Source organism: Ruegeria intermedia (assembly GCF_900129345.1).
Lineage (GTDB): Bacteria > Pseudomonadota > Alphaproteobacteria > Rhodobacterales > Rhodobacteraceae > Ruegeria > Ruegeria intermedia.
Genome location: NZ_FQVK01000004.1, coordinates 110924 through 121754, shown reverse-complemented (window position 1 = coordinate 121754; position 10831 = coordinate 110924). Strand labels below are relative to the sequence as shown.

Here is a 10831-nt window from a genome sequence, read left to right as displayed (position 1 = left end):
TTTTTCTGTTTCTATTCAGCCGCCTCGGCGGCGGCGTCCAGCTCGGCCGCCTTCTTTTCCACCTGCTCGACGATGTGGTCGATCATCTGTTCGTTCGACATCTTGTGGCTGGCCTTGCCTGCCAGGTAAACCATGCCCGAGCCCGCGCCCCCGCCGGTAAAACCGACATCGGTCATCAGCGCCTCGCCGGGGCCGTTCACGACGCAGCCGATGATCGACAGGCTCATGGGCGTCTTGATGTGTTCCAGCCTCTTTTCCAACGTCTCGACCGTCTTGATCACGTCGAACCCCTGCCGCGCGCAGGACGGGCACGAGATGATGTTCACGCCTCGATGGCGCAGGCCCAGCGATTTGAGGATCTCGAACCCGACCTTCACCTCTTCGACCGGATCGGCGGACAGGCTGACGCGGATCGTATCGCCGATCCCCATCCACAGCAGGTTGCCCAGCCCGATGGCCGATTTGATCGTGCCGCTGACCAGACCACCGGCCTCGGTGATGCCCAGATGGATCGGGGCGTCGGTGGCCTCGGCGATGCCCTGGTAGGCGGCGGCCGACAGGAACACGTCGCTGGCCTTCACGCTGATCTTGAATTCGTGGAAATCGTTGTCCTGCAGGATACGGATATGTTCCAGCCCGCTTTCCACCATCGCCTCGGGGCACGGCTCGCCGTATTTCTCCAGCAGGTGCTTTTCCAGACTGCCCGCGTTCACGCCGATGCGGATCGAGCAGTTGTGGTCGCGCGCGGCCTTGATGACCTCTTTCACGCGCTTTTCGTCACCGATGTTGCCCGGATTGATGCGCAGGCAGGCGGCACCGGCCTCGGCGGCCTCGATGCCGCGGCGATAGTGGAAATGGATGTCGGCCACGATCGGCACCGGGCTTTCGCGCACGATCTCTTTCAGCGCCTTCGACGACGCCTCGTCCGGGACCGAAACGCGCACGATATCCGCCCCGGCCTCGGCCGCCGCCTGCACCTGCGCCACGGTCGCGGCGACATCGGTCGTCAGCGTGTTGGTCATGGTCTGAACGGCAATCGGCGCGTCGCCGCCCACCGGAACGTTTCCAACCATGATCTGGCGGGATTTGCGGCGATAGATGTCGCGCCAGGGGCGCACGTGGTTCAGAGACATGAAAACGGATCCGCGTCAGCCTGGGGTCTGGCCTCTAGATAGTCCGGGGGCAAGCCCGCCGCAATGCCAAGATCACTCGTCCGGGGTTTCGGTGGCCTGGGTCTGAAGCTCGGCCACCAGACGCCGCAGCGCGCTGTTGTCCTCGGACGCAAGATCGGCAACGGCATAGTTTTCGGCAACCGCGTCCTTGGACAGGATCACGCCCTTGGCCACGGTTCCGGGCTTGCCGACCGGGCCGTAATGCTGGCCGTCCATCGAGAAATACACGCTGCCCGATGCCCCGGCGCGCAGTTGCGGGGGCTCTTCGGTCAGCGGCACCTCGAAGACGTTGCCGTTTTCGACCGTGCCCAGCGTGCCCTCGAAGATCACGCTGCCATCGGCCGCGGTGACCCGCATCCAGGCAGGTTCGACCGCCACGATCCTAAGCGCGGTGTCCACCTTTTCGACAACCTGCGGCAGAGGTGTGCGCTCGACGGTGTGCACCTCGGCCATGGCCACCTCGGGCAATTCCGGCGGGCGGAAGGTCCCGACGGTGCGCGGATCGAGCGTCGAGATCGGTGCGTCGCGCGCCACCAGAACCGGCACGTCCAGCGCCTGCGGCCGATACAGACGATCCAGCGCCTCGGCACCGGGGGTTTCCAAGCCGTCGAGGTCCTCGTCGGTGTCGGACCGGATCGCTGCCAACGGATCGAGATCGGCCAGTACCATCGGCGCCTGTTCGACCGGGGCGACCTGCACCTGCTGGATCTTGTTGAGAACCGACCAGCCGCCATAGCCGATGCCGCCGATCAGCGCCAGCAGGACCAGCGAAGACCCGATCGCCCGGGGTTCAATCTGGCTGAGGACGGACTCGCGGCCCGGAAGATAAGGCGTGTTCGGCGAAATGAACGGATCGCGCCCCATCGGTCCGCGCGCCGGCAAATCACCACCGCCCTTCTTGACCACCGAGGCCTGGGCCGACATGCCATGCGCCACCGAAAACCCGCTTTCCTTGCAGAAGGTTTCAAAGGTTTCATCCGGGTCCATGCCCAGATACCGGGCGTATGAACGCACATACCCGGCGATGAAGCCGGGTGTGTCGAACGCATCGGGGTCGGCGTTTTCGATGGCGGCGATGTAATTGGCCTTGATCCGCAGTTCGCGCTGGACATCCAGCAGAGACTTGCCCTTGGTCGCCCGCTCGCCGCGCATGACATCGCCCAGGCGCACCTCATAGTCGTCAAACCCTTTTGGCCTGACTTCCACGTCTTGCTCGGAATTGCGCTGTGTCCTGCGCCCAATCATCCCTGCTGCCCCAAACTGCCTGCCGCGTGTTACACGCAAACGGCGAATCATCCCCACAACGAATCGTCCGTTTTCTTTTGTTAGCGAAAGCTTAACACGCGTCAAACATGTTGCACATGTCAGACAGAGACTACCCGGCAAGTTCGGCGCGATTTAGCGCACAATGTGACCAAAGTTCGTCCATCGCCTGAACCAGACGGTTCATTTCGTCCGGCCCATGAACGGGCGACGGGGTAAAGCGCAGACGCTCGGTCCCGCGCGGGACGGTCGGGAAATTGATCGGCTGGACATAGATGCCGTAGCTTTCCAGCAGCATGTCGCTGAGCTTTTTGGTGTGCACCGGGTCGCCCACGATCACCGGCACGATGTGGCTGCCGTGATCGATCAGCGGCAGGCCCAGCCCCTTCAGGCGCAGCTTCAGGATCTTGGCCTGGGTCTGATGCTGCTCGCGCAGTTCGGGCGCACGCTTGAGGAAGGCGACCGAGGCTGCGGCGCCCGCGGCGACCGCCGGCGGCAGCGACGTGGTAAAGATGAAACCCGGCGCGTAAGAGCGCACGGCGTCGCACATTTTCGCGCTGGCCGCGATATAGCCCCCCATCACGCCATAGGCCTTGGCCAGGGTGCCGTTGATGATGTCGATCCGATGCGCCAGCCGGTCCCGCTCGGTCACGCCGCCGCCGCGCGGGCCGTACATGCCCACGGCATGCACCTCGTCGATATAGGTCAGCGCGCCGAACTCGTCGGCCAGGTTGCAGATTTCCTCGATCGGGCCGAAATCGCCATCCATCGAATAGACCGATTCAAAGGCGATCAGCTTGGGCGCTGCCGGATCGTCGGCCTGCAGCAACTCGCGCAGATGGGCCACGTCATTGTGACGGAAGATGCGCTTGGCGCCCCCGTTGCGGCGCACGCCCTCGATCATCGAGGCATGGTTCAGCTCGTCGGAATAGATGATCAGCCCCGGAAACAGCTTGGGCAACGTGCTGAGCGTGGCGTCGTTGGCGATATAGGCGCTGGTGAACAGCAGCGCCGCCTCCTTGCCGTGCAGATCGGCCAGCTCCGCCTCGAGCTGCTTGTGATAGACGGTCGTGCCCGAGATGTTGCGGGTCCCGCCCGATCCGGCACCGGTTGCGTCGATCGCTTCGTGCATCGCCTGCAACACGACAGGGTGCTGACCCATGCCCAGATAATCGTTGCCGCACCAGACCGTGATGTCCTGCTGCGACCCGTCGGGGCGCGTGCGTACGGCATGCGGGAACTGTCCGTTGCGACGTTCGATATCGATGAAGGTCCGGTAACGTCCCTCTTCATGCAGCCTGGCAATCGCCGTATCGAGCTGAGCTGTATAGTCCAAAGGACCCTCCTTCATGACCCTTTCGCGCGGCCGGGCGTTTCCTCCATGCCATAATACCCGATTTTCAGGCAACGTCCGCTATTTGTTTCCTGCCCCTGCCTAGAGCGCGGGGCCCCGTCGCAACTTTGATTTGCATCAATTATCCTCTCGGACCCGCCGCGACAAGTAAACTCGACGCCATCAAGCGCGAGGAAACGACGCAGGCAGGGCGCCCCAGATGCCCGCGTGTTTCCGATATTGTTCGCCGTTTCCCGGCGGCTTGGGCTGGACGGCGCCGCTGACGCTGATAGGTTCGGCGCAAATTCGAAACCATTCAGGAGCCCCCGATGTCGCTTGACGATGTTCTGAGCAAGATCGACGCTGATCTTTCCGCCTCGATCGACCGGTTGATGGAATTTCTTCGGATCCCGTCCATCTCGACCGATCCGGCCTACAAGGAAAGCGTTGACAAGGCTGCGGACTGGCTGGTTGCCGATCTGCAGAGCATCGGCATCGAGGCGGAAAAGCGCACCACGCCGGGCCACCCGATGGTCGTGGGTCATGTCGGCGATGATGCCGACGCGCCGCACCTGCTGTTCTACGGGCACTATGACGTTCAGCCGGTCGACCCGCTGAACCTGTGGAACCGCGACCCGTTCGACCCGGCGCTGGAAGAAACCGAGCACGGCCAGGTGATCCGCGGGCGCGGCGCCTCGGACGACAAGGGCCAGCTGATGACCTTCGTCGAGGCCTGCCGTGCATGGAAGGCCGTGCATGGCAAACTGCCCTGCCGGATCACCTTTTTCTTCGAAGGTGAAGAAGAGTCTGGGTCGCCCTCGCTGGTCCCGTTCCTCGAGGCCAACAAAAACGAGTTGAAGGCCGATCTGGCGCTGGTCTGCGACACGTCGATGGTGTCGCGCGGCGTACCCTCGATCGCCTCGCAGCTGCGCGGCATGCTCAAGGATGAATTCACGATCATCGGCCCGCGCATCGACCTGCACTCGGGCCACTACGGCGGCCCCGGCCTGAATCCGCTGCGCGAAATCGCTCGGATCGTCGCCTCGTTCTACGACGAGGAAACCGGCCGCGTTGCAGTCGACGGCTTCTACGAAGGCGTGCACGAGGTTCCCGCCGACCAGCTGCGCCAATGGGAGAATTGCGGCTTTGACGAGGCCGAGTACCTCAATTCGGTCGGCTACACGCAACCGCACGGCGAAAAGGGCTATTCCACTCTCGAGCAGCAATGGGCACGGCCGACTCTGGAAATCAACGGGCTGTGGGGCGGCTACAACGGGGCGGGATCGAAAACGGTGATACCCAGCGAAGCCCATTGCAAGATCACCTGCCGACTGGTCGGCGACATGGACCCCGACAAACTGCGGGACAAGATTCGCAAACACGTCGAAGACCGCCTGTCGCCCGACGCCAAGGTCGTTTGGGACAATGACCTCGAAGGCTCCCCCGCCTCAGTAATGAACCTGGACCGGCCGGAATTCGAAGCCGCCCGCAGCGCCCTTTCAGATGAATGGAACCGCGAGGCCGTTTTCACCGGCATGGGCGGCTCGATCCCGGTCGTGGGTTATTTCAATTCCGTTCTGGGGCTGGATTCGATGCTGGTCGGATTCGCGAACGACGATGACGCCATCCACTCGCCCAACGAAAAGTATGACGTGAATAGCTTTCACAAGGGCATCCGCTCGTGGGCCCGCATCCTCGACGCCTTAACCCGCTGAGCCGAAGCAATTTGCGAGGCTCTGCCTCGCGCTCCGGGATATTTGACGCCAGATGAAGAATACCACCGCACTTCATCTGGCCCAAAATATCCCGGGGGAGCCGCGCGCAGCGCGGCGGGGGCAGAGCCCCCTTCCGCGTTCCACCATGTTCCGATTTGCAGCTAGAAGTGGATGGCGCGTCCGTAAGCATCCAGAACGGCCTCGTGCATCATTTCCGACAGCGTCGGGTGCGGGAAGACGGTGTTCATCAAGTCTTCTTCCGTGGTTTCCAACTGGCGTCCCACCACATAGCCTTGGATGAGTTCGGTCACCTCGGCACCGACCATGTGCGCCCCCAACAACTCGCCCGTCTTGGCATCAAAAACTGTCTTGATCATGCCCTCGGGTTCTCCCAGCGCGATGGCCTTGCCGTTGCCGGTGAAGGGGAAACGGCCGACCTTGACCTCATAGCCCAACTCCTTGGCCTTGGCTTCGGTGTAGCCGACCGATGCCACCTGAGGGTGGCAATAGGTGCACCCGGCGATGCTCTCGGGTTTGACGGGATGGGCATGCTTTCCGGCGATCAGTTCCGCGACCATGACGCCCTCGTGACTTGCCTTGTGCGCCAGCCACGGTGCCCCCGCGATATCGCCGATCGCATACAGGCCGTCGACTCCGGTACGGCAGAATTCATCCGTCACGACATGGGTCCGGTCGATCTTCACACCCAACGCCTCGAGCCCCAGATTCTCGACATTGCCGACGATCCCGACGGCAGAGATGACCGTGTCAAACTCGAGGTTCTCGGTCTTTCCGCCGGTTTCGATATGGGCGGTCACCTTGCCCTTGCCGCGGTCAAGCTGCTTGACCATGGATTTTTCCATGATCTTCATGCCCTGCTTGATGAACGCCTTTTTGGCGAAGGCGCTGATCTCGGCATCCTCGACCGGCAGAACGCGGTCCATGACCTCGACCACCGTCGTATACGCACCCAAAGCGTTGAAGAAGCTTGCGAATTCGATCCCGATCGCGCCCGAGCCGATGACCAGCAGCTTCTTGGGCATCCGAGGCGGCTGCAGCGCATGCTTGTAGGTCCAGACCAGGTCGCCGTCGGCCTCGAGCCCCGGCAACTCACGCGCGCGGGCCCCGGTGGCGAGGATGATGTTGCCGGCGGCCAACTCCTCGGTTCCCTTGTCGGTCTTGACCGAAACCTTGCCGCGTGCGGGGATGGTCGCCTCACCCATCACCACGGTAACCTTGTTCTTCTTCAGAAGGTGCCCGACGCCACCGGCCAGTTGCTTGGCCACACCGCGCGACCGCTTGACCACGGCGTCGATGTCATATCCGATCTTCTCGGCGCTCAGCCCGAAATCCTTGGCGCGCTCCATCAGGTGGAACACCTCGGCCGACCGCAGCAGCGCCTTGGTCGGGATGCAGCCCCAGTTCAGACAGATGCCACCCAGGTGTTCGCGCTCGACGATTGCGGTCTTCAGGCCCAGCTGGGCCGCGCGGATGGCAGCGACATAGCCGCCGGGGCCAGCCCCGATTACGATCAGATCAAAGGATTTTGCAGCCATGTTTACCTCTCGGCGCGGGTCGATTGAAAACTAGTTTAGTGCTAAACTATTTCTGCGGGCGCTTCAACATCGCTGCCTGCGACATTGGTGACGTAAGGTCACAAAAGCAAAAACCCAGCCCGTCAAGGCTATTGCAGCGCCGGGCTGAAGGCTAGAAAAGATACCAAATCGATTGGCAACACGTATTTGACCGAGACATAGGAGGCCCAGGCCATGGCCCGAACACTAAAGGATCTGCTGCTTGCCCTGCTGAACGCGACACTGATCCTGCTGGCCCTGTGCCTGTTTCTCGGCTGGAAACTGGCGCAGAGCGTCGAAAACATTCAGGACCGGTTCCAGCAGAATCTGCAGATCGTGCGCCCCTTTCAGGAGGAGGCCCGCACCATCAGGGCAGATTTGAACGCGTTGCGGGACGAGTTGGAGGCCGTTCGCGCAGACAGTACCGATGTGGGCACTGGACAGAAGCTGGCGCGAACGCTGGACCGGCTCGACCAGAGCCTGGCAGCCCTGGACCGGGCACAGGATACCCTGACACAGCTTGCCGAAACCCCGGAACTGTTGATCGACCGGGCCGTCTCGACCGCCATCGACACCACCAGTCAGCGCCTGATGACGCTGCGCGGCTGCGGGGCGCAGGACAGCTAGGCGATCGCCTGCAACTCGCGCACCGTGGCGCCGTATCCGCCGTTGCTGACATAGGCGGCCTCGGGCGCCGTCGTTTCCCGCGACAGCGCGGCGTTGCGATAGGGGAACCGCCCGAATTTCCGGATCACCTCGCGATGCGCGCGGGCATGCAGCAGGTTGTCTCGGCCATGCTCGGGCATGCGCTCGCACATCAGCCGCACACAGCGTTCCTGGTCGCACAGGTTCTCGGAATGCATCAGCGGCATGTAGAAGAACTGCCGCGCCGGTTCGTCGATCTTCAGGTCCCAACCCTTGTCGATGGCGCATTTGGCCGCCGCCAGCGCCGCCCTGTCGGACGCGAAGGCCCGGGCGCTGCCCCGGAACATGTTGCGCGGAAACTGGTCCATCAGGATGATGTAGGCCAAGGCCCCGCTGGGATAGGTCAGCCACAGCGAAAATTTCCCCTGGCACGCCGCTTCCCAAGTCGTCAGGAACTTTTCCCGGATCTGGGCATCCAGCGCCTCATCCTCACGGTACCACCCCTGGGGGCCGACTTCATCCAACCAACAACTCAGTACTTCTTCAGGACCAACCATCCCAATGACTCCGTGTGTTCTCCCCCAAGAGACGTAGGGTCATTTAAGGGCCTTTTACAGAATTGTTACAGTAACATATTGCAACATCGGCGACACAAATCCGGCGCTCAGGCCTGAGTTTCGGCCTCTTCGTCATCCTGCGCGGCCTCGATGGCGATTTCCTGCGCAACTTCCAGCGCGACCGGCGAGGCGGTGGGATAGAGCGGCGCAAGCGCGGCGGTCTCGTCCACCGGCACATAGGCCCGCTGGGTCATCCGGTACAGCGCATAGGCGGCCATGGCGAACAGCAGCGCGGCGATGAACAGGAAATACCCGGACGGCCCGAACACCGCCTCGCCCATCAGCCAGCCGGTGATCAGCGGACCGGTGATCGCCCCCAGGCCGTTGATGAACACCAGCCCGCCGGATGCGGCAGCCATGTCGTCATATTCCAGATAGTCGTTGGTATAGGCGATCAGCAGCGAATAGAGCGGGTTCGACATGCCTCCGATCACGAAGGCGGCGGCCAGCAGCACAGCGAAGGTCATACCGAACAGCATGCCCACCAGCGCCGCAGCCCCCCCGACGACCGAAACCAACAGGATCAGCACCCGCCGGTCCATCCGGTCCGAGAACCACCCCAGCGGATACTGCAACAGCAACGCGCCGATGTAGAAGGTTGCCACGAAGGTCGAAATCTCGACCAGCGTCAGCCCGGCGCGGGCGCCATAGACCGCGGCCATGCCGAACTGGGCCGAAAAGACGCCCCCCAGCAGGAACATGCCAACGCAGCCCAGCGGCGAGGTTTCCATCAACTGTTTCAGCGTCATCGGCTTGGTCGTGTCAAAGGCCGGCGTCGGCGAGATCGACAGCAGGATCGGCGCAAACGAGACCGAGACCAGGATCGAGGCGATCACGAAGGTTTCGTACCCCGCCGGATCGCCCACCAGCATCAGCGCCTGCGCGCTGACGATGCCGATCATCTGGACGATCATGTACAGCGACAGCGCCTGCCCCCGGTTTTCATTGCTGGCGGCATTGTTCAGCCAGCTTTCGGCCGTCACGTACACGCCGGAAAAACAAAAGCCGATCACCACGCGCCCCAACGACCATGCGATCGGGTCGGTCAGCATCGGATACATGATCATCACCGCCGAGATGAACGAGGCCAGCGCTGCGAACACCCGCACATGCCCGACCCGCCGGATCATCTCGGGGGCCAGGCGCGAGCCGCCAAGGAAGCCCACGAAATAGGCCGACATGACAAAGGACATCTGCAGGGTCGAGAAGCCCTCGATCTCGCCCCGCACGCCCAGCAGGGTACCCTGCAGGCCGTTGCCGATCATCAGCAGGCCCATTCCAAGAAGAAGCGCCCATGCGCTGGCAAGTACCTGAAGCATGACGGCCCCCAATATCCGCGAAACAATACGTTTGGTTAGAGGGCCAAAAGACGCCCCGGTCGCGCTTGTCTACGACATTTCCCGGATTCGGTCCGGCGATCGCGCCCTCTAAGGGATCAAAAGCGACGCGTCACCATAGGAAAAGAACCGATACCGGCTGGCAATGGCGTGATCGTAGATCCGCAGCATCCGGTCCTTGCCCATCAGCGCCGAGACCAGCATCAGCAGGGTCGATCTGGGCAGATGGAAATTGGTCATCAGCGCATCGGTCACATGGAATTCGAAACCGGGATAGATGAAGATGTCGGTCTCGCCTTCCCAGGGTTCGATCTGTCCGCCGCGCGCGGCGCTTTCGATCAGGCGCAGCGCGGTGGTGCCCACGGGAATGACGCGGCCGCCAGCGGCCTTGGTGGCGGCGATCTCGGCCGCGGCCTGCGCGCTGACGCGCCCCCATTCGGCATGCATCTTGTGGGTGGTCACGTCCTCGACCTTGACCGGCAGGAAGGTGCCGGCGCCCACGTGCAGGGTGACATAGGTGAAATTCACGCCACGCGCGGCCAGCGCCCGCAGCAGCGCCTCGTCGAAATGCAGCGAGGCGGTGGGCGCCGCCACGGCACCGGAATGGCGCGCCCAGACCGTCTGGTAATCCGTCTTGTCCCGCTCGTCCGCCGGACGCTTTGCGGCGATGTAGGGCGGCAGGGGCATCGCCCCGGCTTGCTCAAGCGCGCGGTCGAAATCCTCGCCCGTCAGGTTGAACCGCAGATGCGCCTGCCCGTCCACGACGCGGTCCAGAACCGCCGACAGATCGTCCGAGAACACGATCTCTTCGCCGACGCGCACCTTTTTCAGCGGCTTCAGCAGTGCTGCCCAACTGCCGTCGGCCTGCGGGTCCAGCAAGGTGGCCTCGACCGCGGCCGACACCGGGCCCTGCGCGCTGTTGCGGTGGCGCCGCCCCGACAGACGCGCGGGAATGACCCGGGTGTCGTTCAACACCAGCCGGTCGCCCGGCCGCAGCCAGTCGGGCAGGTCGGACACGCGCGCATCGGTCAGGTCATCGCCCCGCGCCACCAACAGACGCGCCGACGAGCGTGGGCTGGCGGGCCGGGTGGCGATCAGGTCTTCGGGCAGGTCGAAATCGAAATCACTCAGCTTCATGCGCGCGCCTTACACTGCCCGAACGGATTTGGCCACCG

9 protein-coding genes are annotated in these 10831 nt (G+C 63.1%); 2 read left to right on the top strand and 7 right to left on the bottom strand.

Going from position 1 to position 10831, the window contains the following annotated elements; all coding sequences use genetic code 11:
- Positions 1–11: 11 nt before the first annotated feature.
- The 3 genes from ispG to hemA all read right to left on the bottom strand — a co-directional run bounded on the left by ispG (position 12) and on the right by hemA (position 3771).
- Complete coding sequence (gene ispG / locus F3H26_RS04570; RefSeq protein ID WP_149774887.1) at positions 12–1133, bottom strand: flavodoxin-dependent (E)-4-hydroxy-3-methylbut-2-enyl-diphosphate synthase; 1122 nt, start codon at positions 1131–1133, stop codon at positions 12–14.
- 72 nt (positions 1134–1205) lie between these two features.
- Positions 1206–2417 carry a helix-turn-helix domain-containing protein gene (locus F3H26_RS04565; RefSeq protein ID WP_149774886.1) on the bottom strand — a complete coding sequence of 404 codons (1212 nt, stop codon included), beginning with the start codon at positions 2415–2417 and terminating at the stop codon, positions 1206–1208.
- 130 nt (positions 2418–2547) lie between these two features.
- The gene (gene hemA, locus F3H26_RS04560) at positions 2548–3771 is read right to left on the bottom strand and encodes a 5-aminolevulinate synthase (RefSeq protein WP_149774885.1); all 1224 of its coding nucleotides are present in this window, start codon (positions 3769–3771) and stop codon (positions 2548–2550) included.
- Between the two features lie 326 nt (positions 3772–4097).
- Here hemA and F3H26_RS04555 point away from each other — a divergent pair, with 326 nt between their 5' ends.
- Entirely contained in the window at positions 4098–5483 is a 1386-nt protein-coding gene (locus F3H26_RS04555) for a dipeptidase (protein WP_149774884.1), read from the top strand.
- Positions 5484–5644: 161 nt separating this feature from the next.
- Here the strand turns inward: F3H26_RS04555 and lpdA are convergent, their stop codons facing one another.
- Positions 5645–7039: a dihydrolipoyl dehydrogenase gene (gene lpdA / locus F3H26_RS04550; RefSeq protein ID WP_149774883.1), complete on the bottom strand. Its 1395-nt coding sequence runs from the start codon at positions 7037–7039 to the stop codon at positions 5645–5647.
- 213 nt (positions 7040–7252) lie between these two features.
- On the opposite strand from lpdA, the gene F3H26_RS04545 reads away from it, so the two are divergent.
- Positions 7253–7684: a hypothetical protein gene (locus F3H26_RS04545; RefSeq protein WP_149774882.1), complete on the top strand. Its 432-nt coding sequence runs from the start codon at positions 7253–7255 to the stop codon at positions 7682–7684.
- Here the strand turns inward: F3H26_RS04545 and F3H26_RS04540 are convergent.
- The 3 genes from F3H26_RS04540 to queA all read right to left on the bottom strand — a co-directional run bounded on the left by F3H26_RS04540 (position 7681) and on the right by queA (position 10793).
- A complete protein-coding gene (locus tag F3H26_RS04540; RefSeq protein WP_149774881.1) occupies positions 7681–8259 on the bottom strand; it encodes a DUF924 family protein in 579 nt (192 codons plus the stop codon). The two genes, F3H26_RS04545 and F3H26_RS04540, sit on opposite strands and share 4 nt — an antisense overlap.
- Positions 8260–8366: 107 nt before the next feature.
- Entirely contained in the window at positions 8367–9638 is a 1272-nt protein-coding gene (locus F3H26_RS04535) for an MFS transporter (protein ID WP_149774880.1), read from the bottom strand.
- Positions 9639–9746: 108 nt separating this feature from the next.
- A complete protein-coding gene (gene queA / locus F3H26_RS04530; RefSeq protein WP_149774879.1) occupies positions 9747–10793 on the bottom strand; it encodes a tRNA preQ1(34) S-adenosylmethionine ribosyltransferase-isomerase QueA in 1047 nt (348 codons plus the stop codon).
- Positions 10794–10831: the final 38 nt, after the last annotated feature.

What these genes read in the sequence shown, in the direction of transcription:
- ispG (WP_149774887.1), bottom strand. Translation starts at nt 1,133, where the DNA reads ATGTCTCTGAACCACGTGCGCCCCTGGCGCGACATCTATCGCCGCAAA.
- F3H26_RS04565 (WP_149774886.1), bottom strand. Translation starts at nt 2,417, where the DNA reads ATGATTGGGCGCAGGACACAGCGCAATTCCGAGCAAGACGTGGAAGTC.
- F3H26_RS04555 (WP_149774884.1), top strand. Translation starts at nt 4,098, where the DNA reads ATGTCGCTTGACGATGTTCTGAGCAAGATCGACGCTGATCTTTCCGCC.
- lpdA (WP_149774883.1), bottom strand. Translation starts at nt 7,039, where the DNA reads ATGGCTGCAAAATCCTTTGATCTGATCGTAATCGGGGCTGGCCCCGGC.
- F3H26_RS04545 (WP_149774882.1), top strand. Translation starts at nt 7,253, where the DNA reads ATGGCCCGAACACTAAAGGATCTGCTGCTTGCCCTGCTGAACGCGACA.
- F3H26_RS04540 (WP_149774881.1), bottom strand. Translation starts at nt 8,259, where the DNA reads ATGGTTGGTCCTGAAGAAGTACTGAGTTGTTGGTTGGATGAAGTCGGC.
- F3H26_RS04535 (WP_149774880.1), bottom strand. Translation starts at nt 9,638, where the DNA reads ATGCTTCAGGTACTTGCCAGCGCATGGGCGCTTCTTCTTGGAATGGGC.
- queA (WP_149774879.1), bottom strand. Translation starts at nt 10,793, where the DNA reads ATGAAGCTGAGTGATTTCGATTTCGACCTGCCCGAAGACCTGATCGCC.